Source organism: Lacisediminihabitans sp. (assembly GCF_043726815.1).
GTDB lineage: Bacteria > Actinomycetota > Actinomycetes > Actinomycetales > Microbacteriaceae > Lacisediminihabitans.
The window spans coordinates 23,481-49,092 of sequence record NZ_JAYSJZ010000113.1 but is presented as its reverse complement, the minus strand read 5'-3'; the positions used below and the strand labels follow the sequence as shown (position 1 = coordinate 49,092).

General features: G+C 68.1%; 26 protein-coding genes, 1 tRNA gene and 1 pseudogene. 20 read left to right on the top strand and 8 right to left on the bottom strand.

All coding sequences use genetic code 11. From position 1 onward, the window contains the following. Positions 1 to 67: 67 nt before the first annotated feature. Positions 68 to 316: a WhiB family transcriptional regulator gene (locus ACHZD8_RS16835; protein WP_147784762.1), complete on the bottom strand. Its 249-nt coding sequence runs from the start codon at positions 314 to 316 to the stop codon at positions 68 to 70. A 186-nt stretch (positions 317 to 502) separates the two neighbouring features. Between ACHZD8_RS16835 and ACHZD8_RS16830 the strand changes: the two genes are divergently transcribed. Beyond that, entirely contained in the window at positions 503 to 913 is a 411-nt protein-coding gene (locus tag ACHZD8_RS16830; protein ID WP_394771582.1) for a hypothetical protein, read from the top strand. On the opposite strand, the gene bcp is transcribed toward ACHZD8_RS16830, so the two are convergent. Beyond that, on the bottom strand, positions 910 to 1,386 hold the full coding sequence (gene bcp, locus ACHZD8_RS16825; protein WP_394771581.1) for a thioredoxin-dependent thiol peroxidase: 477 nt from the start codon (positions 1,384 to 1,386) through the stop codon (positions 910 to 912). The genes ACHZD8_RS16830 and bcp overlap by 4 nt on opposite strands. Positions 1,387 to 1,553: 167 nt before the next feature. On the opposite strand from bcp, the gene ACHZD8_RS16820 reads away from it, so the two are divergent. From ACHZD8_RS16820 to ACHZD8_RS16800, 5 genes and pseudogenes are all read left to right on the top strand, one after another. Continuing rightward, positions 1,554 to 1,629: transfer RNA gene (locus ACHZD8_RS16820), tRNA-Lys, on the top strand. Beyond that, positions 1,595 to 2,454, top strand: a pseudogene (locus ACHZD8_RS16815) (multicopper oxidase family protein). Before ACHZD8_RS16820 ends, ACHZD8_RS16815 begins: the two are co-directional and overlap by 35 nt. A gap of 88 nt (positions 2,455 to 2,542) precedes the next feature. Then, the gene (locus ACHZD8_RS16810) at positions 2,543 to 3,214 is read left to right on the top strand and encodes a PadR family transcriptional regulator (RefSeq protein WP_394771591.1); all 672 of its coding nucleotides are present in this window, start codon (positions 2,543 to 2,545) and stop codon (positions 3,212 to 3,214) included. A gap of 184 nt (positions 3,215 to 3,398) precedes the next feature. Continuing rightward, complete coding sequence (locus tag ACHZD8_RS16805; RefSeq protein ID WP_394771580.1) at positions 3,399 to 4,394, top strand: ATP-binding cassette domain-containing protein; 996 nt, start codon at positions 3,399 to 3,401, stop codon at positions 4,392 to 4,394. After that, positions 4,391 to 5,170, top strand: coding sequence for an ABC transporter permease (locus ACHZD8_RS16800; protein WP_394771579.1), 780 nt, complete (start codon positions 4,391 to 4,393; stop codon positions 5,168 to 5,170). Before ACHZD8_RS16805 ends, ACHZD8_RS16800 begins: the two co-directional genes overlap by 4 nt. 73 nt (positions 5,171 to 5,243) lie before the next feature. Here ACHZD8_RS16800 and ACHZD8_RS16795 read toward each other — a convergent pair whose 3' ends face one another. The 3 genes from ACHZD8_RS16795 to ACHZD8_RS16785 are packed head-to-tail and all read right to left on the bottom strand — an operon-like array spanning position 5,244 to position 7,552. Then, positions 5,244 to 6,254 (bottom strand): MerR family transcriptional regulator, encoded by a 1,011-nt coding sequence (locus ACHZD8_RS16795; RefSeq protein WP_394771577.1) that lies wholly within the window; start codon positions 6,252 to 6,254, stop codon positions 5,244 to 5,246. Further along, positions 6,235 to 6,921: a HEAT repeat domain-containing protein gene (locus tag ACHZD8_RS16790; RefSeq protein WP_394771576.1), complete on the bottom strand. Its 687-nt coding sequence runs from the start codon at positions 6,919 to 6,921 to the stop codon at positions 6,235 to 6,237. Before ACHZD8_RS16790 ends, ACHZD8_RS16795 begins: the two co-directional genes overlap by 20 nt. A gap of 46 nt (positions 6,922 to 6,967) precedes the next feature. Beyond that, positions 6,968 to 7,552 carry a TetR/AcrR family transcriptional regulator gene (locus tag ACHZD8_RS16785; RefSeq protein ID WP_394771575.1) on the bottom strand — a complete coding sequence of 195 codons (585 nt, stop codon included), beginning with the start codon at positions 7,550 to 7,552 and terminating at the stop codon, positions 6,968 to 6,970. Positions 7,553 to 7,613: 61 nt separating this feature from the next. On the opposite strand from ACHZD8_RS16785, the gene ACHZD8_RS16780 reads away from it, so the two are divergent. Beyond that, positions 7,614 to 8,951 (top strand): alpha/beta hydrolase, encoded by a 1,338-nt coding sequence (locus ACHZD8_RS16780; protein WP_394771574.1) that lies wholly within the window; start codon positions 7,614 to 7,616, stop codon positions 8,949 to 8,951. Between the two features lie 57 nt (positions 8,952 to 9,008). On the opposite strand, the gene ACHZD8_RS16775 is transcribed toward ACHZD8_RS16780, so the two are convergent. Then, complete coding sequence (locus ACHZD8_RS16775) at positions 9,009 to 10,211, bottom strand: MFS transporter (protein ID WP_394771573.1); 1,203 nt, start codon at positions 10,209 to 10,211, stop codon at positions 9,009 to 9,011. Positions 10,212 to 10,242: 31 nt separating this feature from the next. Here ACHZD8_RS16775 and ACHZD8_RS16770 point away from each other — a divergent pair, with 31 nt between their 5' ends. Next, entirely contained in the window at positions 10,243 to 11,310 is a 1,068-nt protein-coding gene (locus tag ACHZD8_RS16770) for a LacI family DNA-binding transcriptional regulator (protein ID WP_394771572.1), read from the top strand. Further along, complete coding sequence (locus ACHZD8_RS16765; protein ID WP_394771571.1) at positions 11,198 to 11,632, top strand: GNAT family N-acetyltransferase; 435 nt, start codon at positions 11,198 to 11,200, stop codon at positions 11,630 to 11,632. The genes ACHZD8_RS16770 and ACHZD8_RS16765 overlap by 113 nt, the downstream gene beginning before the upstream one ends. Positions 11,633 to 11,671: 39 nt before the next feature. Here the strand turns inward: ACHZD8_RS16765 and ACHZD8_RS16760 are convergent, their stop codons facing one another. Next, complete coding sequence (locus ACHZD8_RS16760; RefSeq protein ID WP_394771569.1) at positions 11,672 to 13,039, bottom strand: NtaA/DmoA family FMN-dependent monooxygenase; 1,368 nt, start codon at positions 13,037 to 13,039, stop codon at positions 11,672 to 11,674. A gap of 173 nt (positions 13,040 to 13,212) precedes the next feature. Here ACHZD8_RS16760 and ACHZD8_RS16755 point away from each other — a divergent pair, with 173 nt between their 5' ends. The 6 genes from ACHZD8_RS16755 to ACHZD8_RS16730 are packed head-to-tail and all read left to right on the top strand — an operon-like array spanning position 13,213 to position 20,281. Beyond that, positions 13,213 to 14,859 carry an ABC transporter substrate-binding protein gene (locus ACHZD8_RS16755; RefSeq protein WP_394771568.1) on the top strand — a complete coding sequence of 549 codons (1,647 nt, stop codon included), beginning with the start codon at positions 13,213 to 13,215 and terminating at the stop codon, positions 14,857 to 14,859. Continuing rightward, positions 14,837 to 15,817, top strand: coding sequence for an ABC transporter permease (locus tag ACHZD8_RS16750; RefSeq protein ID WP_394771567.1), 981 nt, complete (start codon positions 14,837 to 14,839; stop codon positions 15,815 to 15,817). The genes ACHZD8_RS16755 and ACHZD8_RS16750 overlap by 23 nt, the downstream gene beginning before the upstream one ends. Continuing rightward, on the top strand, positions 15,814 to 16,668 hold the full coding sequence (locus tag ACHZD8_RS16745) for an ABC transporter permease (RefSeq protein WP_394771566.1): 855 nt from the start codon (positions 15,814 to 15,816) through the stop codon (positions 16,666 to 16,668). Before ACHZD8_RS16750 ends, ACHZD8_RS16745 begins: the two co-directional genes overlap by 4 nt. Continuing rightward, positions 16,665 to 18,359: a dipeptide ABC transporter ATP-binding protein gene (locus tag ACHZD8_RS16740; RefSeq protein WP_394771565.1), complete on the top strand. Its 1,695-nt coding sequence runs from the start codon at positions 16,665 to 16,667 to the stop codon at positions 18,357 to 18,359. Before ACHZD8_RS16745 ends, ACHZD8_RS16740 begins: the two co-directional genes overlap by 4 nt. Positions 18,360 to 18,387: 28 nt before the next feature. Next, positions 18,388 to 19,755, top strand: a complete 1,368-nt coding sequence (locus tag ACHZD8_RS16735) for an NtaA/DmoA family FMN-dependent monooxygenase (RefSeq protein WP_394771564.1) — start codon at positions 18,388 to 18,390, stop codon at positions 19,753 to 19,755. A gap of 25 nt (positions 19,756 to 19,780) precedes the next feature. Further along, positions 19,781 to 20,281 (top strand): GNAT family N-acetyltransferase, encoded by a 501-nt coding sequence (locus tag ACHZD8_RS16730; RefSeq protein ID WP_394771563.1) that lies wholly within the window; start codon positions 19,781 to 19,783, stop codon positions 20,279 to 20,281. Between the two features lie 14 nt (positions 20,282 to 20,295). Here ACHZD8_RS16730 and ACHZD8_RS16725 read toward each other — a convergent pair whose 3' ends face one another. Continuing rightward, positions 20,296 to 20,706 (bottom strand): DUF1801 domain-containing protein, encoded by a 411-nt coding sequence (locus tag ACHZD8_RS16725; protein ID WP_394771562.1) that lies wholly within the window; start codon positions 20,704 to 20,706, stop codon positions 20,296 to 20,298. A 47-nt stretch (positions 20,707 to 20,753) separates the two neighbouring features. Between ACHZD8_RS16725 and ACHZD8_RS16720 the strand changes: the two genes are divergently transcribed. From ACHZD8_RS16720 to ACHZD8_RS16700, 5 genes are all read left to right on the top strand, one after another. Beyond that, complete coding sequence (locus ACHZD8_RS16720; protein ID WP_394771561.1) at positions 20,754 to 21,560, top strand: aminoglycoside phosphotransferase family protein; 807 nt, start codon at positions 20,754 to 20,756, stop codon at positions 21,558 to 21,560. Positions 21,561 to 21,662: 102 nt separating this feature from the next. After that, positions 21,663 to 22,805: an acyl-CoA dehydrogenase family protein gene (locus ACHZD8_RS16715; protein WP_394771560.1), complete on the top strand. Its 1,143-nt coding sequence runs from the start codon at positions 21,663 to 21,665 to the stop codon at positions 22,803 to 22,805. Next, positions 22,802 to 23,920, top strand: coding sequence for an enoyl-CoA hydratase/isomerase family protein (locus ACHZD8_RS16710; RefSeq protein WP_394771558.1), 1,119 nt, complete (start codon positions 22,802 to 22,804; stop codon positions 23,918 to 23,920). Before ACHZD8_RS16715 ends, ACHZD8_RS16710 begins: the two co-directional genes overlap by 4 nt. Beyond that, a complete protein-coding gene (gene mmsB / locus ACHZD8_RS16705; RefSeq protein WP_394771557.1) occupies positions 23,917 to 24,834 on the top strand; it encodes a 3-hydroxyisobutyrate dehydrogenase in 918 nt (305 codons plus the stop codon). The genes ACHZD8_RS16710 and mmsB overlap by 4 nt, the downstream gene beginning before the upstream one ends. After that, positions 24,831 to 25,607: an enoyl-CoA hydratase gene (locus ACHZD8_RS16700; protein ID WP_394771556.1), complete on the top strand. Its 777-nt coding sequence runs from the start codon at positions 24,831 to 24,833 to the stop codon at positions 25,605 to 25,607. The genes mmsB and ACHZD8_RS16700 overlap by 4 nt, the downstream gene beginning before the upstream one ends. Positions 25,608 to 25,612 lie beyond the last annotated feature (5 nt).

The window sequence follows — 25,612 nt, the reverse complement described above, 5'->3', positions numbered from 1 at the left end:
GGCACCAGTCGGTCGGCGCATGCGAACGCGCCACGCTTCGAGGAAGCGCGGCGCGGTCGGGTGAGTTCTAGGAGGCGCGGCGGGCGCGGGCGGCGCGACGCTTGAGCGCGCGACGCTCGTCTTCGCTGAGGCCGCCCCAGACTCCGGAGTCCTGGCTGGTCTCAAGGGCGTACTGGAGACACATTTCCGTGACGCTGCATCGTGCGCAGACCGCCTTGGCCTTGTCGATTTGGTCGACCGCCGGGCCGGTGTTTCCCACCGGGAAGAAGAGTTCGGGGTCTGCCGTGAGACAAGCGGCTTTGTCGCGCCAATCCATCGTGGGGTGCTCCTTTTGTTGCGTACACAGGGCAAGACAGCCCAATGCGAAGGTCCTGAGACCCAAGATTCGAGGGGATGAGATGAGAATTTGGGATGCGCCCCACGGCCCTGTGAGTGCAAATCAACCTCACATAGAATCTCATATTGGTTGTAGCAAATCAATAGTCGGATGGGGAATGAAGCTGTGAGCGAACCCAGAATGTTGCGCAGGCCGCCCCTTTTGGTACTGCTCGCCGTGGTGATCCTGCTCGAGTGCGCGCTCCTGGTGGCGGCGACCGTCTACCTCGTGGTCGAGTTGCACACCGCGCGTGCGGACTCGGTCGCCAGCGCGGTCGCGATCCTCGTTCTCACCGCCCTGGCCGCGGTCTGGCTCGGGGTGATGGCGGTGCACACGCTGCTCGGCAGGTCGTGGATCCGCGGGGGCGCCGTCGTCTGGCAGGTGCTGCAGATCGCCGTGGCCATCGGCAGCTTCCAGGGTGGTTACTTCTCCCGCGCCGACATCGGCTGGTGGCTCATCCTGCCGGCCGTGCTCGTGCTCGTGCTGCTCTTCACGCCGTCGGTGATCGCCGCGACGCGTCGCACGGAACAGGGTTAGTCGAGCCCGAGCTTCTTGCGCAGCGACGCCACGTGGCCGGTCGCCTTCACGTTGTACAGCGGGAGCTGGACATCACCGGTCTCGTCCACGACGAAGGTGGACCGCAGCGTTCCGGTGACGATCTTGCCGTACAGCGACTTCTCGCCGTACGCGCCGTAGGCGTTGTGCACGGCGAGGTCGGGGTCGCTCAGCAGGGGGAAGTTGAGGCCCTGCTCGGACTGGAACTTCTTGAGCGCCGGCGCCTCATCCTTCGACACCCCGAGCACCTGGTAGCCGGCCGACTTGAGCGAGTTGATGTTGTCCCGAAAGTCGCAGGCCTCCGTCGTGCAGCCGGGCGTGCTCGCCGCCGGGTAGAAGTACACGATCACTTTCTTGCCCGCGTAGTCCGCGAGGGAGACGGGCGCGCCATCCTGGTCGTTGAGGGTGAACGCCGGGGCGGTGTCGCCCGCTTCGAGCTTGACGGATGTCGACATTGATTCTCCTCGAGAGAGCCGGGTGGGGTGCTCACAATTCTACGGATCCGCGCGCAGATCACGAGCCCGACCCGGTTCCGGCGGCACGCCGGGGCCTCGGTTGGCGGGGCCGGCCCAGGCAATGCTAATGTTGACCTTCGGCTCGCCCCTTAGCGTGCGGGCCGCACGCACCTCTAGCTCAATTGGCAGAGCAACTGACTCTTAATCAGTGGGTTCCCGGTTCAAGTCCGGGGGGGTGCACCACACCATACTCGTGAACGGCACGGTCGCGCCGGTGTTCGACCACACGACCGAACGCACCCGGCTGAGGCTGCTGAACGCCTCGACCGCCCGCAGCTACGCGTTCGGATTCTCGGACGGGCGCGAGTTCACGATGATCGCCAGTGACGGCGGCCTGCTTTCCGCTCCGGTGCGCATGACCCGCATCCAACTAACGCCCGGCGAACGCGAGGAGATCATCCTGGACGCCACTCCCGGGGAGGCCATCACACTGCGGTCATTCCCGCAGCACCTCGGGCTGTCGAGTCGGCACGGGCTCGAATCCGGCGCCCACGACGAACTCGACATTCTCCAGTTTCGAGCCGCGGCCAAACTCGGCCCGTGGCCCGCGATTTCCGCCCGCCTGGCTTCCATCGAGCGACTCGCCGTGGCGTCGACCGCGGCCACGCGGCAGTTCGAACTGAGCTCGTTCCAGATCAATGGAAAACAGATGGACATGAAGCGCATTGATACCGTCGTGACCGTGGAGACGTCGGAGGTGTGGGAGGTCAGGAACGGCCACGGCACGCCGCACAACTTCCACATCCACTATGTCCAGTTCCAGTTCCAGATCCTCGACATGGGCGGGCACCGGCGCCGGAACTGGCGGGATGGAAGGACACCGTCTACCTGCCGCCTCAGACGAAGATCCGCCTCATCATGCGTTTCGGCGAGCACAGCGACCCCACCGTGCCGTACATGTATCACTGCCACATGCTCTGGCACGAAGACGTGGGGATGATGGGCCAGTTCGTTGTCGTTGAGCCGGGTCAGAACGTGGCTCCGGCCGAGGGCGGCCACCACGGCTGAGCACGGACCGGCCGAAGCGTCCCCGTCGACATCGTCTAGTCAGTAGTATACCCTGAGCAAAGTACTCTGAACAGAGTAATTGGAGGTGATGGTCGTGCGTGCTGTGTCGAATCCCTTGGCGCTTGCTGTGCTGGCGTGCCTGTGGGAACGCCCGATGTACCCGTACGAGATCACCACCACGCTGCGGGAGCGAAACAAGGAAGACAGCATCCGCCTGAATTTTGGTTCGCTCTATGCGGTGATCAAGGCCCTCGAGAAGAACGGATTCATCGTCGTCGACAGGGTCGAGCGCGAGGGAAAGCGGCCGGAACGCATCGTCTACGCGATCACCGAGGCGGGCGACCGCGAAACCACCGAATGGCTGCGCGAACTGCTCGAGGCGCCGGCCAAGGAGTACCCCGCCATCGAAACCGGACTCTCGCTCCTGCCGCTGCTGCCGCCGGCCGAGGTGTCGCACCTCCTCCGCGCGCGGCTGGCCAGCCTCGACCGGGACATCGCCGAGCGCGAAAGGTCGACCCAGGCCGCCCTGCTCCAGCGCCTGCCCGAGCTCTTCATGATCGAGTTCACCTTCAAGCTGGCGATGCTCAGGACCGAGCGCGAGGTGATCGCGGGATACGCCGACAGTATCGACGCCGGAACGCTCGGTGGCCAACAGACCTGGGCCCAGATGCATCGGCTGCTCGCCGAGGGGCACAGCAAGGCCGACGTGCTCAGGCGCCTCGGCGAGATCGTGGACGGGGAGGTGTCGAGCACCGCGTAGACCTGACAACACCACAAGATGGTGGCCCGGATGCTGGAACATCCGAGCCACCGAAACCCTGAGTCTCCCGCACGCGGGATCTGCGTCAACAGCTGCCTCAAGGCCCACTGCCAGTTTACCGCTGCGCAGATTGGGTCCGCGGGCATGCCCGTGATCGGGAGACTCCCTTTACGAAGGAGCCACCATGGCACACACGAACACCTCGCCGGCGTTGGAAGCCAGCGAACTGACCAAGACTTATCCGGGCGCTCGAGGCAAGCCGCGCGTGCACGCTCTCGATGGACTGAGCTTCGCGGTGGAGAGCGGAACCATCTTCGGGCTGCTCGGCCCCAATGGCGCCGGCAAGTCGACGACCGTGAAGATCCTCGCGACGCTGTCGCGAGCGGACTCCGGAGTCGCCACCGTCGCCGGGTTCGACGTTGCGCGGCATCCGGAGCGGGTGCGACGGGCCATCGGCTTCGTCGCGCAGAAGCAGGTGTCCGACCCGATGGACACCGGCATCGAGAACCTCGTGCTGGCGGGCCGGCTGCAGGGGATGAGCGGCAGGGATGCGAAGGCCCGGGCGCAGGAGCTGCTCGGTCGCTTCGCTCTCGGCGACGCGGCCGGTCGGCAGGTGAAGACATACTCGGGGGGAATGGCGCGCAAGCTGGACGTGGCGATCGGGCTCATGCACCGGCCCCAGGTGCTCTTCCTCGACGAGCCGACCACCGGGCTCGATCCGGAGGCTCGCACCCAGATGTGGGCCGAGCTTGAGACCATGGCGCGGGTGGAGCAGATGACCGTGCTCCTCACCACGCATTACCTCGACGAGGCAGACCGACTCGCCAGTCGGCTCGCGATCGTCGACCACGGGCGGGTGGTCACCGAGGGCACGCCGGAGGAGCTGAAGAACGCCCTGCACGGCGACGCCGTGATCGTGGAGCTCGCGCCGACGACCGATCTGGCCGAGGCGCTGCGCGTGATGGCTCGAGTCGACGGCCTGAGTGAGGTGGTCGTGGACGGACGCACCCTGCACGCCCGGGCCGACGTCGGCGCGATAGCCCTGCCACAGGTGCTGACCGCGTTTGACGACGCGGTGCTGAGGGTCGCGTCTGCCACGGTCGCGAGGCCGAGCCTCGACGACGTCTACCTGAAGCACACGGGACACGCCTTCACCACGAATTCGAGGATCGCAGCATGAGCAACGCACTCACCCACACCGCCGTTCTCACGGCCCGCCAGTTGAGGGCGTTCCTGCGAGTGCCCGGCTTCCTGGTGATGAACCTGATCCAGCCGATAATCTGGCTGCTGCTGTTCGGGCAGCTCTTCAAGTCGGTGGTCGCCATCCCCGGATTCAGCGGGGGATCGAACTACCTCGAGTTCCTCACGCCCGGCATCGTCATGATGATGGCGCTGTTCGGGGCGGCCTGGGCCGGAACGAGCTACATCCAGGACATGGATCGAGGGGTGATGGATCGATTCCTCGCCTCGCCGACGAGCCGGGGCGGACTCATCGTCTCGTCGATGCTCTACCAGGCGGTGCTCACCGTTCTGCAGACCCTCGTCGTGCTCGGGGTGGCCTGGCTCGGTGGCGCGCGTTTCGCGGGTGGGCCGGGCGGCATCCTGATCCTGCTTCTCGCCGCGGTGCTGCTCACGTTTGTCTTTGCGGCCTTTTCGAACGCGATCGCGCTGCTCGCCAGGCAGCAGACCGCGTTGATCGGCATCTCGCAACTGATCTCGTTTCCGCTGATGTTCCTCAGTTCGGCGATCATGGACACCTCTCTCTCACCGGAATGGGTGCGGAATGTCGCGCGGTTCAATCCGTTCGAGTGGTCGGTGATCGCTGGGCGTCAGGCGCTGCGGGCCGCTCCGGATTGGGCCGCCGTCTGGGCCAGCCTCGGCCTGTTGGCGGTGCTTGCGGTGGTGACGACCTGGCTGGCGACGCTGGCGTTCCGCAGCTACCAGCGTTCGGCCTGAGTCACGGAGTCACGGAGTCGTGGGCCACGGTGGTCGCCCGGGCGGGGTCTCGCTCGGGCGACCACCGTGGAGGCTAACCATCGTCGACGGTTCTCAGGAGGAATAGCGCCGTCATGGCGATGCGCGGGTCGGCGTCTTCGGTGAGCCTTTCGAGCGCGCGGTGTGAAATCGGGCCGGGCAGTTCGGCGAGTGCCTGCACGAGTCGGAGCCGGGCATCCGGGGCGGTCTCGCGACGGTCGAGCTGCTCCACAAGCAGGTTCGCGATCTGGTCGGCGAGAGCATTCTCGCTCGCGATCGTGCCGAGCCTTTCGGCGGCTTCGACGTCGTGGTCGCCGGCGGACACCATGCCGATGAGCACGGGGACCGCGCTGGCATCGCCGCGGGCACCCAGGGTGAGAGCGGCGTGCCCGCGGACCACAGGATCGGTGTGGGCCAGCGCTTCGGTGAGAAGGGCGGCGGCCTCATCGGTCTCGAGCTCCGCGACGGCGGCGACGGCTCGCTGTCGTTTCGCTGCCTCCGGCGAGTCGAGCGCGGGTGCCAGCACGGCCAGCGCGCCCTCGTGGGATCGCCGCAGCGCCCAGCGGAGCGCGCCGGCCACGTTCGGGTCCTCCTCCACAAGCAGGGCCTCGGCGAGAAGCCGCACGGGCGAGGTCGCCTCGTCGATCGCGGAGAGGGCGCTCTGCTGACGCCTCGATGGATCCTCCGAGTCCAGTCCGCGGGTCAGGGAGACGATGCGCAGCACGTCCGTCCACTCGGCGGGCTCGCTGGCATCCACCTGTCGCAGCCGCCGAAGCAGTTCCTCGTCACGAGTGATCCGTTCCTGCGTGTTGGCGATGAGTTCTCCCACGAGAGCCGACGGGCTGAAATGCGGATCGTCCAACGCGCGTCGCACGTCGCGCAGCGACATACCGAGCGACCGCAGACTCTCCACGAAGAAGAGGCGTCGGATGTCGGCGGGCGAGTACTCCCGGTACCCGCCCGTCGTCCGCCCCGTCGGCGTCACTATCCCCGCGGAATCGTAGTGTCGCAACATGCGGGCGCTGATGCCCGCACGTTGCGACACCTCACCGATCAGCAAGACCATCGGGGATGGTCGGTGCATTCTTCAGCGCGACGTAGCGCTTCGCCTCGAAGATCGCGGTGTCGAAGCCTTCGTCGGGGTCGTCGATGAGACGCTCCGTCGCGATCGCGTGCGCCTGTACGTGCTCATCCCCGCGACGGGCGGCGTCGGCCAAAACCGGCAGTGCCGCCTCCCCGAGGTCCACCAGCGAGCGGCTGAGGCTCAGCTGAACATCACGATCACCGCGCCCCAATCGCATCGAAAGCACGCGGGCGAGCTCCGCCTCGCCGCCCTCCGGCACGAGTGCGACGGCGGCACGCCAGGCGCTGCGGGCCACCTCCTCGTCGGAATCGTGCAGCAGCTCGGGGGTGATGGCGGTCCACCCGCGCGGGTCGCCGATCTTCGACAGCGTGTGAAGGGCCTGACTGCGTGCCTGGCCGTTCGCCGACCTCGTCTCCTCGATCAGCCGGGGGACCGTGATGGACGCGGGATGCCGGGTCAGCGACCAGGTGAGCATGTCGCGCACGTAGAAGTCCGGCTCGATCGCGCAACGCTCGACGAGCGCCTCGACGTAGTCGGGGTCCGGGTAGGTTCCGGCAGAGAGCGCGGCCTGCAGCCGCGCCGACGGGGGCGCGGCAACCAAGGCCTCGCGCAACCGCGTGTGGGCTTCGGTTCGATGTGCTGTGCTCATGGGAACACCTCCTGGGTTCAGCTAACACCTTCTCACCGCGTCAAGGTCAAGAGGCCCGGGGGGACCATCCGCTCAGGAGCGCGTCGATGGTCGTCTCGGCACAGATCCTCGCCACGGCATTCGTCATGGCTCCGTCACGCACGAGGGTGGCGATACCGTGGAGCGCCACCCATAGGCTGGCCGCGATCGCGCCGGGAGGCCCTTCCAGGTCTCCTCGGTCGATGCCGCGTTCGACGGCAGCCATGAGCGGGGCGGCCGGATCGCGCTCGCCGAGGGCTCCGCCGGGATCGAAGGTTTGAATGCCCTGGAACAGCACGCCGTACAGGTGGGGGTGGGCAGCCGCCCAGTCGAGGTACGTCGTGGCCAACAGCCGCAGGTCGTCGGGTGGGTTCGAGGTCGGGGGAGTGTTCGACAGGCTCCCGTAGAGGCTCTCGATCGCGACATCCCGGGCGGCGCCCAGCAGACCGTCCTTGTCGCCGAACAGGGCGTAGATCGCGGTGGTCGAGGCCGCGGCCTCGCCGGCGATCTGGCGCACGCTGAGCTGGGCCGGACGATGAGTGGACAGCAGTCGCACCGTCGCGTCGACCAGGCGTTGACGCACGGTGGCATCGTTCGTCACGGGGCGTGGCACAGGGGCCACGATATCCGACATCTTTTCAGAACGGTGTTCTGAAACCTGTACGATGGGGAACATGCGCACTGGTTCACTCCCAGCGTCGGCGATCGCGGGGGCAATTCTCCGATCCGTCGTCGCCGTCCTCCTTCTCGTCACGGTCTTCCTCGTCGCGCTCATCGCCAGCCAGGGAGCGGGCCGCGGCTGGGTGGCCTGGGCGGTGACCCTCGCGATTGGGCTCGGCGGCGGTCTTCTCGCCCGGTACCGCGGCACCGGGCGTCGGCGCTCCCGCTGGCGCTGGGCGCCGCTCGGCCTCGTCGCGCTGCTCACCGCGCTCGTGTGCCTCCCGACGGTGCCCGCAGGTCACGAGCCGCCGCGGGCGCTCCAGGGCGTTGCCACCGAGCGGTGGGAGCTCTCGACCGGCAGTCGCGTCGCCGTCTACCACTACCCGCCGCCCGCCGAGTCCGCCCGTCGCCCTGTTCCGCTGCTCTACCTGCATGGCGGGCCGATCCGCAGCATTTCGATGCTCGACCATCGCTTCCTCGCCGGTCTGGCCCACCGCGGGTACGACGTCTACGCCTACGAACAGGCCGGCGCGGGTCGAAGCGACCTTCTCGCCATCGACTCCTATTCGATTGATCGCGAACTGGCCGACCTGAACGCGGTCATCCGACACCTCGACCGCGGCCCGGTGGACGTCCTCGGATTCTCCGCTGGCGGATCGCTTCTCACTCGCGCCCTTGCGGATCCCGCGACCGAACCCAATCTGCACCGGGCCATCATCGCCGAGCCCGGCCCGATGGACGGCCCCACCGCGGCCCTGACCGGCCGGAAGGGAGAGCCGAACGCCGCCGGGATCGCCCCTGGCCTGTCGGGCCCCCGCTCGACTGCCTATCCTCGCTACGCCGCGGCATTCGGACTCCTGCGTCTCGGCCTTCTCCGCCCGGACAGCCAACTGGTGGCGCAGCCCGAGGCGCTGAACGCGTTCACCGCGGCGGACCTCGGCAGCGATACCGCCAGCGCGTACTGCGCCAGGGACGCTGACCGCCTACCCGTGGAAGACGATGCGGATAACTTCACCTTCAACGTGGCCGCCTCCACTCGCGTGCAGGACTCGATTCGCCGGTCCCCGTCACTGGCGGCGCACCTGGGCCGATCGACGACACCCGCCATGCTCATGATGGCGGAGTGTTCATCCCAGGTGCGCGCCTGGGAGACGACGATCATCCACGATGACCCGGCCCTGCGCCGAGTCCAATACCTGCCGGGCGTGGGGCATCACCTCTGGAACGGTCTCGACGACAACAACGAACGTGCATACGCGGTGATCACCGCCTTTCTCGACGGCCGCCCGGCCCCGTTGCCGAACTACCCCACGAGGGCGGACCTCCCCCGTTTCGCGAAGGAACGACGATGACGGCTGACGAGGAGGGGCGACCCGCTCGGCATTCGCGACGAGTCCGGATGCAGTGGCCTAGCTCTCGATAACCGCTCCCCGAGAGCCGCCGTACCCGGCCAGGCGCAGGAGCGGTATCGACAGAACCGACAACACCACTCCGAGCGCGGCGACGGCGACGAGGGCTCCACGCAGGCCCGTCCCGTGCGCCCAGAGTCCGACGTAGACCGGTCCGAGGAGGAATCCGACGTAGGAGATCGTGGTCACGAGAGCTGTCGCCCTGCCGCGATGGGCCTCGTCCACTCTTCGGGAGACGAGGCTGAGCATCGTGGGGTACAGAGCCGCCGTGCCGGCCGCGGCCAGGACGAGACCGAGGATCGCGATCGGGATGGTGGGGGACAGCGCGATGACGAGCGCGCCCCCTGCGGCGGCCACCGATCCGAGGAGCAGGATCGGGGTCTCGGAGCCCTGCCCAATGCGCCCCAGTGAGAACCGGGTGATGGCGACCACGGCGGCGAAGACGGCCGGCCCGAGGGAACTGATGCCGGGGCCGGCGCCGAGTTCGTCCTCCAGGAAGACCGCACCCCAGCTCTGGTGGGCGTTCTCGCTCGCGAACGCCAGCGCACCCAGCACGCCGACAAGCAGGAGCGAGGTGTAACGGAGGCGTACGCCGAGGTGGGCCGACGGCGGCCCGTGCTTCGTCCGGTGCACGGGGAGCCGCGCCGAGAGGGAGTGCAGAACGCTTGCGCTTGCGGCAACGGACAAGACGGCCACGGCGAGGAAGGGGGTGACGAGGGGTGCACCGATCCAGGAGGAGAGCCCCGTTGCAATGCTTGATACGACCACGAAGCTGGAGAACACTCCCCCCGATCGGATGATGATCGGATGCCCCGAGGCCTGCTCGGCACGGCCGGCGATCGAATTCATGGCGACATCGGTCGCCCCGCTGGCCAGCCCGACGATGCCCAGCCCGACACAGAGCACGACGAACCCGTGCGCCGTCATCGCGACCCCGAATCCGGCCACACCGAGCGCGACAATCGCTGCAGCAGCGAACCGAAGACCCCACCGGTCCAGCGCGCGGCCGGTGGCCAGCATGGCGGGCAGGGCGCCGAGGCCGACGAAGAGGAGGGCGACGCCCAGTTGCCCATCGTCGACCCCCGCCTGGAACCGCAGGCGGGGGACGCTCGCACCCCATGCCCCCCAGAAGGAGCCGAAGGTGGCGGCGGCAAGGTAGGCGGCCGACACCAGCTTTCGGACGGGCAGCGTTTCGGATGGCATCTGTGTAACGCTACACAGGTACGCTGGGGGTATGCAATCGCCCCCGCGCCGCCGTGCCACCATGAGCCAGGTCGCCGCGCGAGCCGGAGTGTCGGTGATGACTGTCTCCTACACCTACAACCGAGCGGATCGGGTGTCGGCCGAGAGCCGCGAGAGGGTGCTTCGGGCGGCCGCCGAGTTGGGATACGCGGGACCCGACCCCGCCGCACGATCCCTGCGCTATGGGAACACCCGCACGCTGGGGGTGATCCTCGGCGAGCACCTCACCTACGCGTTCGACAATCCGCAGGCGGTGGCCTTCCTGGCGGGCATCGCGGAGGTATGCGCAGATCGCGGCCATGGAATGCTGATCGTGCCCACTACCGGAGCCGACGATGACAGCCGCAGAGTGGCCGAGGCCGCCGTCGATGCGTTCATCGTCTGGACGACGACCGACGACAGCCCCGTACTCGATGCGGTCTCCGCCACCGGTCGACCCGCGGTCATCCACGGTGGGCCCGCTCGAGCGGGCTCCGCGGTCGTGAGCATCGACAATCGCGCAGCCGCCCGTGCCATGGGCCTGGAGACCTTCGCCGGCGCCCGTCGTCCCGCCGTCCTCAGCTTTCCCCTGGACGCCGAGCGGAAGACGGTGCTCGCCCCCGGCATCGACCCCGACACCGTGCGATTCCCGGTGACGCGACAGCGCCTGCTCGGGTACCGGGACGCCATCGAGACACTGGGGCTCGACTGGAAGGACGTGCTCGTGGGTGCCACCGCAACCAACGACGAGGGCGAAGCCCGGTCACTCGCCGAACGGATGCTCACGCTCGATCACCCGGTGGACGCGATCGCCGCGATGAGCGATGAACAGGCCATCGGCGTGCTGAAGGCAGCGGCATCCGCTCGGCTCGCGATCCCCGATGCGCTCTCCGTCAGCGGGTGGGACGATTCGACGGCGGCCGCAGCGAATAATCTGAGCTCCGTGGCCCAAGACCTGCGAGCCCAGGGTGCCTCGGCCGCCGGACTGGCGCTCGGGGACCGGGCCGACACCGACGCCGCCGAGTGGTCGGTGGTGGTCCGAACGTCGACCAGGAGTTCTCCTGCGAGGATGGGCGGATGACGGTTACCGGCCGGCCCTGGGAGTCAGCGCCGCCCGCGACGACCCGGCTGCAACTCCTCGTGGTGCCGATACCCGTCGTGACTACAGAATCGATCCGGCCCATCGTCGACGCGGCTATGCCCGCTCCGCCCTGGAGATCCTCCTCGCCACAGCGAGGGCCGACAGTCGCGTCAGCGTCGTGCGCGCGACCGTCAGCCCGGACAACACCGCCTCCCGGGCGCTGATCGATCAGTACGGGTTTCGAGAGGTCGGCGAGCAATGGGACGACGAGGACGGACTCGAGGTCATCCTCGAGAGAGACGCATCACACCAGGGCGGCTGACGCACGCCCGAAGCTCCCCTGAGACGCTCAACATCCCGCCTACTCCGTCACGGCGACGGGCCGGTAGCTCCGTGCGACATGGCGATCCGGTAGTCGATCCCCCTCGCCGAACAGCCTGTCGCGGAGACTCTGCCCGTGGACGTAGTCCTGCCGGAGTCGCCCGCGTCGACGGAGCACCGGCACGATCAGCTCGACGAAGTCCTTCAGCGTGTCGAAGCTGTGGTACTGCCGCAGGTTGATCCCGTCGATGCCCTCCTCGTCAAGCCAGCGCTCGATGTCATCGGCAACGTTCTCGGGCGTCCCCGCGCTGAAGAACGGACCCGACCAGGTGTCGTCGATCAGGGCCAGGAACTCGGCGATGGTCTTGTCCCGTGGCAGCGCGGCCGCCGCCGGGTGCTCGCTCTTTCCGTCGATCGCGAGCGCCTCGCCGATCGTCCTGTCGAGCGGATGGGCGAGCGCGTCGAAGGGAACGCTCGCGTGAACGAGCCGTCCGCGCGCGCTCGCGTGTTGCTTGTACAGCGCGAGCTTCTCATCAACCTCGGCCTGGGTGCGCGCGGTGATGACACCGGCCTGGACGAGGAACGCGACATCCGAGTGGCGGCGGCCGTTCTCGGCGGCGGCCGCCCGGGTCTCGGCGGCGACGCGGCGCACCTGGCTGCCGCTGGTGAACACCACCTCGGCATGCCTTGCGGCGCGGGCGATGCCGGCGGACGACGCCGTGGCGAGGAACATCACGGGAGTCCTCTGTCGAGACGGCTGGGACAGGTGCGGTCCGGCGACCGTGAAGTGTGCTCCGACGTGGTCGATGCGGTGCACCTTGGCCGGGTCGGCGTACACGTTGTTCTCGCGGTCGATGACGACCGCGTCGTCTTCCCAGGAACCCTCCCAGAGTTTGTAGAGCACCTCGAGGTATTCCTCGGCGATGTCGTATCGAGTGTCGTGGGGAATCTGGTCGTCCAGTCCGAAGTTGCGGGCCGCGTTCGGCAGGTAGGAGGTGACGACGTTCCAGCCGACCCGTCCGTCGGTGAGGTGATCGAGGGTGCTCATTCGGCGGGCGAACGCGAACGGCGGCTCGTAGCTTGTGGAGAAGGTCACGCCGAACCCCAGATTCTTCGTGACGGCTGCCATGGCGGGCACCACCAGCATCGGATCGTTGTTCGGAATCTGCAGCCCCTCCTCGAGGGCCGCCGCCGCGCTGTCGCCGAACACGTCGTAGGCGCCGATCACGTCCGCGAGGAAGATCGCGTCGAATCCGCCAGCCTCCGCCAGTTGGGCGAGCTCGGTCCAGTACCCGATCTCGTTGAAGCGATGCCGATTGTTGCCGGGGAGGCGCCACAGACCGTGGGTGATGTGACTGGCGCAATTCATCTCGAAGAGATTGAGGATCAGTTTCTTGGGTGCGGTCACCGGTGCTCCTTTGGGGTAGTGCTCAACCATTGCCACGGAAGTTCGGATTTCGCCACTTCATTACTCCCGCCTACGAATTGTGTCCCTGCGGCGTCGCATTGGACGCACCGGGTTGCGATTCCTGTTTCGGTGGTGCCTTCAGCCCACGGCATCACTCGAGGAGTCACAACACCATGCCCACGAAGATCTCCGCACTTCTCCCCGCGCTCGCGCTCGCGCTTGGCGCCGCCATTGCGCTGACGGGATGCGGCGCCGGATCCGCGGCCCCCGCCGGCACCGCCGGAGCGACGAAGGTCAATGGCGGAACCATTCAGTACGCCCACCAGCAGGAACCGTCGTGCGTCTTCGGCGGATGGATCGAGCAGGCCTACCTGTCGTACCAGGTTCTCGACAACCTGGTCTCGCTCGACAGCAACCACAAGGTCGTCCCCTGGCTCGCCGACTCCTGGTCGACGTCCGCCGACGGACTCACCTGGCGCTTCACCCTGAAAAAGGGCGTGAAGTTCACCGACGGCACCCCGGTGGATGCCGCGGCCGTCGCCTACAACTTCGACTACTGGCTCAAGGGCGGCAACAGCACCGCCCAGGTCTGGCTCGCCGGGTACTACTCGTCGGCGCGGGCCGTGGACGCGCAGACGCTCCAGATCACCCTGACCGCCCCCTATCCGCGTCTCGCGGATACTCTCACGCAGGGCTATTTCGGCATCCAGTCGCAGCATGCGCTCACCACGCGCACCGCCGCGCAGAACTGCGAGGCCCCGATCGGATCCGGAGCGTTCATCGTCACGAAGTGGAACCGCGGCCAGAACATCCTGCTCACCCGCAACACGAACTACACGTCGGCTCCGGCGAACGCGCGGCACACCGGCGCACCGTATGTGAACGCGATCGACTGGAAGTTCGTGCCCGACGCGACCACCCGCGCCGCGGCCCTCAAGTCCGGCCAGGTCGACGCGATCTACGACGTTCCGTCCATCGAGTGGTCGACGCTGAAGAGCGGGGGATTCCAGCTCGAGCGGTACGTCACGCCCGGTCGCCCGCAGCAGCTCACCTTCAATCTGAGCCGCGCGCCGTTCGACGACGAGAACGTGCGCAAGGCGTTCGCGTACAGCCTCGACCGCGAGGCGATCGTGAAGACCATCGGACGCGGAGTGATCCCGTTCGAGGGCAACGGCGGCGTCAGCAGGACCACCCCCGGCTACAACACCGCCGCGGCAGACGAGTACTCCTCCGACCCGGCGAAGGCGAAGTCGTTGCTCGACGCCGCGGGATGGACGGGGCGCGACAAGGACGGCTACCGCACCAAGGACGGCACGACGCTCGAGGTCGTGCTGCCCTACGGCGCCGGCTCGATCATCAACGCGGATGGCGCCGCCATCCTGCAGGGCATCCAGGAGCAGGCGAAGGGCGTGGGCTTCAAGGTCACGCTGGTGCCGGTTCCCCAGAGCGAGCTGTTCGCGGGCGCGTACTCCAAGCCGACGGAGAAGGACCTGTCGGTGGGGTACTGGACGGCCGTGACCTCCGGAATCCTCTACGTCAACTGGAGGCAGAGCACGGCGACCGCACCGAACTACAACAACGCGGCGTTCGTGAACCAGCCCGAGCTGGAGAAGATCATCCTGGCCGCGAACTCGGAGTCGGACGTCTCGAAGCAGAACGCGCTCTACGCGCAGGCGCAGAAGTACATCGCAGACCACGCCCTGGCGATCGGCGTGTACGACCGCCTGAGCACACTGGCGGTGTCGCCGAGGCTGAAGGGCGTGTGGCAGGAAAACGCGCAGGGAGGGCCGGTGTTCGATGACGCGTACTTCGTCAAGTAGTGTCCGCCCCGCGGCCCTTCGCCTCGCACGCCTCGCGGGAGGCAAGCTCGTCAACGCTCTCGTCGTGTTGCTCGGCGCGGCGACCGCGGCCTTCGTGGCGCAGGCGTCGCTCCCCGGCGACCGCGCCACGGTCATCCTCAACATCCGCGCGGGCCAGGCGATCCGCCGCACCGCCGCCGAGCTCGCGCAGATCAACGCGGAGTATGGGCTGAATCACCCGCTGATCGCGCAGTACTTCGACTACATCCGGGGGCTCGTCACCGGCAATCTCGGCGTCTCCTACCAGCAGTATCGGCCGGTGGCACAGATCATCGCCGAGCAGATGGGGCCGACGATCATGCTCTCCCTGACGGCCATCGCGCTGTCGTGGGTGATCATGATCCTCTGGGTGACGCTGACCGCCGGTCGGTCCGCCCGGGTCAGTGCGATCGGGTCGGTGGTCGACACCACGGCCGCGGGGCTCCCGCAGTACTGGCTCGGCATCATCCTCCTGCTCGTCTTCGCGCTCGGACTGGGGTGGTTCCCCGTGATCAGCGGCAACAGCATCGCCGGGCTGCTGCTGCCCGCGCTTACCCTGGCGATCCCGCTCGCGGGATTCATGGGCCAGGCGACGCGGGCGGAGTTCGAAAACTCCCTCGAGCAGCCGTTCGTGATCTCCGCCCGGATGCGGGGGATGGGGGACTTCGAGGTGCGCCTTCGCCACGTGCTGAGGCACTCGGTGCTCCCGGCCGTCACGCTGTCGGGATGGGGGCTCGGCGCGACGCTGTCCGGCGCGGTCGTCGTCGAGACGGTGTTCTCCCGGTCCGGCATCGGCCAGGTTCTCGTGACCGCGGTCAACTCGCAGGACCTCCCGGTGGTGACCGGAATCGTCGTGCTCATCGCGACGCTCTACGTCATCGCGAACCTGCTCGTCGACATCGCCTACGTGCTCATCGACCCGAGATTGAAGACCTCATGACATCCCTCCTCGACCGCACCGGAATGCTCTCGCCCCGACGCGTCAGGGCGATACCGCTCGGGCTCATCGCCTCCGTCGTGACGGTTCTGCTCTTTGCGATCGCCGTGGCGTTTCCCGGGCTGATCGCCACGCACGGTCCGTTCGCCCTTCACCTCGAGGAGTCGCTGCACCCGCCGTCCCTCACCTACTGGTTCGGCACCGACGAATCGGGTCGGGACCTGTACAGCCGCGTCGTCTACGGCACCGGCCAGTCGCTGCTGATCGGCCTGGGCGCGACCGGGGTGAGCCTGTCGCTCGCGGTGCTGCTCGGGTCGATGGCCGCGCTGTCGAACCGATTCGCCGCCGGGGTCGTCAACCGCGTCATCGAGGTGCTGTTCTCCTTCCCCACGCTGCTGCTCGCGCTCCTCCTCGTTGCCATCCTCGGCCCCTCGATCCTCACCCAGATCGTCGCGGTGGGCGTCGGGACCGCGCCCGGGTACGCCCGCATCATCCGTGGCCAGATCCTGTCGGCGAAGAACTCCGGCTACGTCGAGGCGGCCATCTCGCTCGGGCACAGCCGAGGCCGCATTCTGCGGCAGCACATCATCCCCAATGCCCTCCGCCCCCTGGTCGCGATCATCGCCCTGTCGGTGGGCCAGTCCATCGTCTGGGCCTCGAGCCTGTCATTTCTGGGTCTCGGTGTCGCGCCACCCTCGCCCGAGTGGGGAGCCCTTCTCGACAGCGGTCGTGCCTACATCTCGCAGGCGTGGTGGCTCACCGTGATCCCGGGGCTCGTGATCGTCTCGCTCGCGCTCGCGGCCACGACGCTCGGCACGTACATCCAGAAGGCACTCGAGAGGGGCGAAAAATGACCGGAATCGTGGAGTCGACGCGCGCGGAGCGTGTCGCGAGTCCTCACCCGCGCGAGGGGCGACTGCGCGTGTCGAACCTCACCGTGAGTTTCCGCCGCGGCGGCAGGGAGCACCGCGTGGTCAACGACCTGTCCTTCGAGCTGGAGCCGGGGGAGTGCATAGCCATCGTCGGAGAGTCCGGATCGGGCAAGAGTGTCACCGCGAGGACGATCGTCGGCCTCACCGGCGGTCGCTCCACCGTGACGGCCGACGAGATCAGCCTCGATGGCGAGAGCCTGATCGGCGCGACCGCGCGGCAGTGGCGCTCGATCCGTGGGCGCCGCATCGGCTTCATCCTGCAGGATGCGCTGGTTTCACTCGACCCGCTGCGTCCCGTCGGCCGGGAGATCGATGAAGCGCTCCGGCTTCACCACTGGGGAAACCGTGCGGAGCGGAAGAGGAAGGTCATCGACCTGCTCGACTCCGTCGGCGTGCCGAACCCGCAGAATCGTGCCAGACAGCGACCCGACGAGCTGTCCGGCGGCCTGAGGCAGCGCGCGCTGATCGCCTCGGCTCTCGCCCTCGACCCGGAGATCATCATCGCCGACGAGCCCACGACCGCCCTCGATGCCACCGTGCAGGCGCAGGTGCTCTCGCTCATCGCCGACATGAAGTCGCGCGGGGTCTCGGTCATCCTGATCAGCCACGACCTGTCTGTGGTGGCCCAGCTTGCCGACCACATCCTCGTGATGAGGGGCGGGCACGTGCTGGAGGCCGGCGCGGCGCATCAGGTTCTGCACGATCCGCGGCACGAGTACACGCGGAGCCTGATCGACGCCGTTCCGAGCGAGCACACTCGCGGGAGGCCTCTCGGCGCGCCGGTCGAGATCGTCGCGACCCCTCATCCGCCCAGGGTCGCCGAGGAATTCGCCGACTACGACGGCCCGGTGCTCGAGGCGAAGAACCTCGTCAAGCGGTTCCCGACGCCCGATGGCCGCGTCGACGTCGCCGTCGACGATGTGTCCTTCACCCTCGACAAGGGGAAGACCCTCGGCATCGTGGGGGAATCGGGGTCGGGCAAGAGCACGACCGCGAGGCTCGCCCTTGCCCTGACGCGGCCGGATGGCGGTTCGGTGACGTTGCTCGGCCGGAACTGGACGACGATCGCCGAGCCGCGACGCCGTGCCCTGCGGGGGCGGATCTCGGTCGTCTACCAAGACCCGCTGAGTTCCTTCGATCCGCGCTGGAATGCCGAGCGCATCCTGCTCGACAGCCTGCCTGCCGAGCTCGACGGAGATCGGCCGGCGCGCCGAGTGCGGGTGCGCGAGCTGGCTGGCCTGGTCGGACTCCCCGAGGATGTGCTCCGCCGCTTCCCCCTGCAGTTGTCCGGCGGTCAGCGCCAGCGCATCGCCATCGCGCGGGCGCTCGCGCCGTCGCCCTCGGTCATCGTGCTCGACGAGGCCGTCTCGGCGCTCGATGTCTCGATCCAGGCGCAGATCCTCGACCTTCTCGTCGAGCTCCAACGGCAGCTTGAACTGAGCTACCTGTTCATCTCCCACGACCTCGGGGTCATCAGCCACATGAGCGACCACGTGCTCGTGATGAAGGATGGCGCGGTCGTCGAGCGGGGAACCCCCGACCAGATCTTCAACCACCCCCGGCATCCATACACGCGGCAGCTCGTCAGCTCCGTGCCCACGCTGGACGACTGACCACCTCACCCGGAAAAGAGACACACAGATGACCACACGGCCCCTGCACTTCAACGCGTTCGTCATGAACACGGCAAGCCACATCCACCATGGGCAATGGCGACGCCCCGACGCCGGCCAGGTGGAGTTCAACGACGTGACCACCTGGATCGCGCTCGCCCGACTGCTGGAAGAAGCCAAGTTCGACGGCATGTTCTTCGCCGACGTCAGCGGACTCTACGGAGACTCGGACGCCGACTTCGACGTGTATGTGCGCGAGGGACTTCAGATTCCCAGCAACGATCCCATCGTGCTGCTCGGTGCGCTGGCGGTGAGCACCACGAACATCGGCCTCGCGCTCACGTCGAACGTCGCGCAGAATCATCCGTTCAACTTCGCCCGCCAGGTGTCGACCCTCGACCACATCTCGAATGGGCGGGTCGCCTGGAACATCGTGACCGGCGTGCAGGACAACGGAGCGCGCAACTTCGGCCTGCCGCGCCTCACCGACCACGCCGAACGGTATCGCTGGGCCGAGGAATATGTCGACGTCACGTTCAAGCTCTGGGAGGGGTCCTGGGACGACGGCGCCCTGCTGAAGGACAGGGAGGGCGGTTCCTTCTCCGATCCCTCGAAGATCCACAAGATCTTCCACGTCGGTGAGCGCTATTCCGTCGAGGGCCCGCACCTTCCGGCGCCCTCGCCCCAGCGCACGCCCGTGCTCTATCAGGCTGGCTCGTCCGAGTCAGGGCGCAGGTTCGCCGCGCGCAACGCCGAGGCCGTCTTCATCATCGCGCCGACGCCGGCGATCGCCCGCGAACAGATCACGCAGACCCGTCAGCTGGCCGTCGAGTTCGGCCGCAACCCCGACGACATCAAGTTCTTCCAGGGGCTGAGCTTCGTCATCGGTGACACGGAAGAGGAGGCGCTGGCGAAGGCGGAAGAGTACGAGAAATACGTGAGCGTGGACGGGTACCTCGCCCACTCGGCCATCGTGGACAAGACCGGTCGCGTCTACGACCCGGAGACCCCGATCAGGGATGTCGACAGCAACAGCGCGAAGGGATTCCTCGAGTCGGTGGCCAAGCACATCACCGACCGGGAGCCCATAGTGAGGGACCTCGCGATCACTCGATCGCGCAGCACGCGCATCGTCGGAACGCCGGAGCAGATCGCGGACCGGATCCAGGACTGGCAAGACGCGGGGGTGGACGGCATCAACGTCATCAATTGGGTGCTCCCGGGCTCATTCGCCGAATTCGCCGACAGGGTGCTTCCCGTGTTGAGGGCGCGGGGGCTGGCCCAGACCGAGTATTCGGAGGGCACGCTGCGCAAGAAGCTCTTTGGCACCGACACGCTCAACGAGCGTCACCCGGCAGCGCGCTACCGTGGCGCGTTCGCCAACACGACAGGCTAGCGAGCGCATCTCGTAGGCTCGGAGCGTGGAATTCCCCCAGTCAGACCGGCTCACCTTCCGAAAAATGACCGATGACGACCTCGACGAGATGGCCGGCCTGCTCGGTGACCCTGGGGTGATGGCGTATTACCCGCGACCCAAGAGCGTCGGGGAGGCCCAGGCCTGGATCGACTGGAACACGTCCAACTACGAGAAACACGGCTTCGGCCTGTGGATCATCGAGACCAGGTCTGGTCAGTTCGTGGGCGACTGCGGTCTGACCTGGCAGGCCGTGAACGGGCGCCCGGAACTCGAGGTGGGCTACCACGTGCGGCCGGAATCGCAGGGCCTCGGCTACGCCACCGAGGCGGCGGCCGCGTGCCGCGACTTCGCCCGCGACGTTCTGAAGGCACCGCACCTGGTGGCGATCATCCACCCCGACAACGTCCCGTCCCGACGGGTGGCCGAGAAGATCGGCCTGCAGTTCGAGGAAGACGATCACGGCGGATCGATCGCGGTGCGCTCGGTGTACGGTTCCGAACTCTGACGGCCCCGAGCGAGTCAGCCCCGTTGCAGCTTCCGCCAGCCGCCCGCTCGGTTGTTCGCGATGATGCGCCGGAACATCTCGGTCAGGGCGGGCGCGTTGATCGGGTCGCCCCGTCGATAGGACACGGTGCGGGCCGTCTTGTTGTCGTGCCCGGCGGTGATGATCCCGTGGGGATCCGGCACCATGCCGCCGTCGTAGAGGAACACGTTCACGTGGTCCCTGGCCGCCAGCAGCGCGCACACGTTCCCGTGAAGCACGAAGTACGGCTGGGTCGTGCGCTTGATGGTCTCCTCGACCTCCGGATCCGCGTCGTGCACGAGCGTCCGCACCTCCTGGCAGATGAGCCGCTGCCACTCCGGCAGCCGCTCGATGTAGGCGTCGACGCGCGGGTCGGATGCCCACTCGATCGGATTCACCGTGGTCACCGGCTCATTCTGCACCTCATCGTCGTGCGGCCGATAGCGTGACGGGTATGAACTGGAGTGCCGGGAGCGTGCCCGCCTACCTGAAGCGGTGGGACGTGCACCCCGACGGTGAGGCGATGTCGACCCCGTCGAGCTGGCTGGTTCCTGGCCTCTGGCGCGACAGGCGCGTGATGCTCAAGGTTGCCAGGGTGGAGGAGGAGGCGCGGGCCGGACTCGTTCTGGGCTGGTGGGATCGGGCGGCGGTCGCGGTGCATGAGGTCGACGACCGCGCGGTGCTCATGGACCTGGCCACCGGCGATCGCGACCTCGCGCGGATGAGCCTGGACGGCCTCGACGACGAGGCCACCATCATCCTCTGCCAGTCGGTGTCCGCCCTGCACGCCGTGTCCCGGACGAAGGCACCGCCGCACGACGTGATTCCCCTCGCGCAATGGTTTCGCGGCCTGATCGACCCCGCGACTCGGGCGCCCGCGATCCCCCGGGGCCCCGCCATCGAGCGGGCGGCCGCCATCGCGCGGGATCTGCTCGAGGCGACCGGCGAGGAGGTCGTGCTGCACGGCGACATTCACCACGCCAACGTGCTCGACTTCGCCGGGCAGTGGCTCGCCATCGATCCGAAGGGGCTCATCGGTGACCGCGCCTTCGACTACGCCAACATCTTCTGCAATCCGGACACCGCGACGGCCATCGCGAACTTTCCCCGGCGGCTCGCGATCGTGAGTGAACACTCCGGGATCGATCAGCAGACGCTGCGATCCTGGATCACCGCCTGGTGTGCCCTCTCCGCGAGCTGGACAATGGAGAGCGGCGGAACACCGTGGACCGCACAGGCGATCCTGGCGGAGTTCGGGTAGCCGCAGCTGGGGCATCCTCGTAAATCACGGCAATGCCAACTAGGGTGAAAAAGGTGGAGTCGTCGCACGGGTGACCGCAAGGATGCGGAGATTGCAGCTGACATGTTCATTCTCGACGAAGAGCAGCAGGACCTGGTCGACGCCGTTCGGGACTTCGCGAACCGGCAGCTCGCCCCGCACGCCGTGGAGTGGGACCAGGCCAAGTTCTTTCCGGTGGACGTGCTGCGCCAGGCGGGCGACCTCGGGCTCGGCGCGATCTATGCGCACGAGGATGTCGGCGGGTCCGGCCTGACCCGCAGCGACGCGGCCCTCATCTTCGAGGAGCTGGCGAGAGGCGACACGACCATCGCCGCCTACATCTCCATCCACAACATGGTGGTCTGGATGATCGACCAGTTCGGCACGGACGAGCAGCGCCGGCGCTGGATCCCGCCGCTGGCCACGATGGAGCAGCTCGGCAGCTACTGCCTCACCGAGCCGGATGCCGGATCCGACGCCGCGGCGCTGCGCACGACCGCCGTCCGCGACGGCGACCACTACGTGCTCAACGGCGTGAAGCAGTTCATCTCCGGTGCCGGTGCGTCGAGCGTCTACCTGGTGATGGCGCGCACCGGCGAGCCCGGCCCGCATGGAATCACCGCGTTCGTGGTGCCCGCCGGCACCCCCGGGCTGTCGTTCGGCCAGAACGAGCGGAAGATGGGCTGGAACGCCCAACCCACCCGCCAGGTGATCCTCGAGAACGTTCGGGTGCCGGTGGACCACCGCCTCGGCGAGGAGGGGGGCGGGTTCGTCATCGCGATGAAGGGGCTCGACGGCGGTCGCCTCAACATGGCCGCCTGCTCCCTGGGCGGCGCCCAATGGGCGCTCGAGCGCACCGTCGATCACCTGCGCACCCGCACCGCCTTCGGCGGGCCGCTCATCGACCAGCAGGCGCTGCTGTTCCAGCTCGCCGACATGGCCACCGAGCTCGAGGCGGCGCGCACCCTGCTGCGCCACGCCGCGAGTTCGCTCGACCGGGGAGACCCGGATGCCGTGAGCCTGTGTGCCATGGCCAAGCGCTTCGTCACCGACGTGAGCTTCACCGCCGCGAACACCGCGCTGCAGCTGCACGGTGGCTACGGCTATCTCGCCGACTACGGCATCGAGAAGGTGGTGCGGGACCTCCGCGTGCACCAGATCCTCGAGGGGACGAACGAGATCATGCGGCTGATCGTCGGACGGGCGATCGTGGAGGACGCCCCGTGAGCCCCGACGATGCGACGCTGGCGGCCGAGCCGCCGGTGCTCATCGAGAGGCGCGGCAGGCTCGGGCACCTCATCCTCAACCGGCCGCGCGCGATCAATGCCCTCAACCACGACATGGTGATAACCCTCCAGCGTGTGCTCGACGAGTGGGCCCAGGACGATGGCGTGGACACCGTTCTTCTCACCGGACGCGGTGAGCGTGGCCTCTGCGCGGGCGGCGACATCGTCTCCATCTATCGGGATGCGCTCGGCGGAGGATCGGAGTCTGTGCAGTTCTGGCGCGACGAGTATCGCCTCAACCTGACCATCGCCCAGTACGCCAAGCCGTATGTGGCGATCATGGACGGCATCGTGCTGGGCGGCGGCATCGGGCTGTCGGCGCACGGCCGGTTCCGGGTGGTCACCGAGCGGTCGTCGGTGGGGCTCCCCGAGACCTCGATCGGCTTCACCCCGGATGTCGGGGGCACCTGGCTGCTCTCCCACGCCCCGGGGGAGACCGGCACCCATCTCGCACTCACTGCGGGGTCGGTGGGAGCCGCCGACGCGATCGCGATCGGGCTCGCCGATCACCTCGTGCCGGCCGATCGACTCCCGGAGCTCGTGGAGGCCCTCGAGCACGTCGACGCGCGGTCCGCGATCGACGCCGCCTCCGTCGTCCCCGCGGCATCGGCCCTGCTCGCCGGCCGCGAATGGATCGACGAGGCGTACTCGGCGGACGACGTCGAGGAGATCCTGCGGCGGCTGCTCGCCTCGCCGGTGCAGGCGGCCCGGGAGGCCGCCGCCACCATCGCCTCGAAGTCCCCGACCGCTCTCGCGGTGACCCTCGCCTCCCTGCGCGCCGCCCGCCGGCAGCCCGACCTCGCGGCGACGCTCGTGCAGGAGTTCCGCGCCTCCGTGCACGCGCTCCGTTCCCACGACCTCGCCGAGGGGATCCGCGCCCAGGTGGTGGACAAGGACCGCACCCCGCACTGGCGGCCGGCGAACCTTGCCGGCGTCACTCCGTCGGCGGTCGCCGCCTACTTCACCGAGCCCGCCGAGGGAGACCTCGTGCTCGGTGCGCCCGCATCACACGCCACCGCGTCGACTACCCGACGCACCGGAAAGGAACACGCATGACCGCTTCAATCGCCTTCATCGGCCTGGGGAACATGGGCGAGCCGATGGCCGCCAACCTCGTGGCCGCCGGCCATCACGTCACCGGGTTCGACCTGGTGCCCGCCGCCCTCGAGGCCGCCGCCACTCACGGGGTGGCCATCGCCGCGACGGCGGCCGAGGCCGTGGCGACCGCCGACGTGGTGATCACGATGCTTCCGAGCGGTACGCACGTGCTCGAAGCCTACCGGGGCGGCGGACCAGGCGGGGGGCTCCTCGCCGCGGCCGGGGCCGGAACCCTCTTCATCGAATCGTCGACGATCGCCGTCGACGACGCCCGCGCGGCCCACGACCTCGCCGCCGAGGCGGGTCACCGCAACATCGACGCCCCCGTCTCCGGCGGCGTGATCGGAGCGATCGCGGGCACCCTCACCTTCATGGTGGGGGCGTCGCCCGCCGACTTCGAGTCCGCGCGCGGGATCCTCGAGACGATGGGCGGCCGCGTCGTGCTCTGCGGTGAAGCGGGTTCCGGGCAGGCCGCGAAGATCTGCAACAACCTCATCCTCGGCGTCTCGATGATCGCGGTGAGCGAGGCGTTCGTGCTCGGCGAGAAGCTGGGTCTCACCCACCAGGCCCTGTTCGACGTCGCGTCGGCCGCCTCCGGGCAGTGCTGGGCCCTCACCACCAACTGCCCGGTTCCCGGCCCGGTGCCCGCCAGTCCGGCGAACCGGGACTACCAGCCCGGATTCGCGGGGGCGCTGATGGCCAAGGATCTCGGGCTCGCCGTCGAGGCGCTGCACTCGACCGGGGTGGAGGCCGAGGTTGGCTCGCTCGCCGCGGACATCTATCGAAAGTTCGCCGACGAGGGCGGGGCGGGGCTCGATTTCTCGGCCATCATCACCGTGATCCGCGCGCGGTCAGAGGGAGCGGCGGCATGAGCGACTACGAGAACATCCTCGTCGAGGTCACCGGGCGCGTGGCCCTCATCACCCTGAACCGCCCCAAGGCGCTCAACGCGCTCAACGAGGCGCTCATGAACGAGGTCGTGCGCGCCGCGGAGTCCTTCGACCGCGATCCCACCGTGGGCGTGATCGTCATCACCGGGTCCGAGCGGGCCTTCGCGGCCGGGGCGGACATCCGCGAGATGGCGTCCCAGTCCTACCAGGATGTCTATCTCGCCGACTGGTTCGCGGCCTGGGATCGGTTCGCGGCGGTGCGCAAGCCGATCATCGCGGCGGTGGCCGGCTACGCGCTCGGCGGCGGCTGCGAACTGGCGATGCTCTGCGACATCGTGTTCGCCGCCGACACCGCGAGCTTCGGGCAGCCGGAGATCAATCTCGGCGTGATCCCCGGCATCGGCGGATCGCAGCGGCTGACGAGGGCGATCGGCAAGGCGAAGGCGATGGACCTCATCCTCACCGGCCGGTCGATCGGCGCGGCGGAGGCGGAGAGCTGGGGAGTGGTCGCGCGGGTGATCCCGGCCGATCGCCTCCTCGAGGAGACAATGGACGTGGCCAGGGCGATGTCCGAGAAGTCCTTGCCGGTGCTGATCGCGGCCAAGGAGGCGGTGAACCGGGCGTTCGAGAGTTCCCTCGCCGAGGGCGTGCGATTTGAACGGCGCAGCTTCCATTCCGCCTTCGCCCTCGACGACCAGAAGGAGGGCATGGCGGCGTTCCTCGAGAAGCGGCAGCCCGTCTTCCGGCACCGCTGACCGGC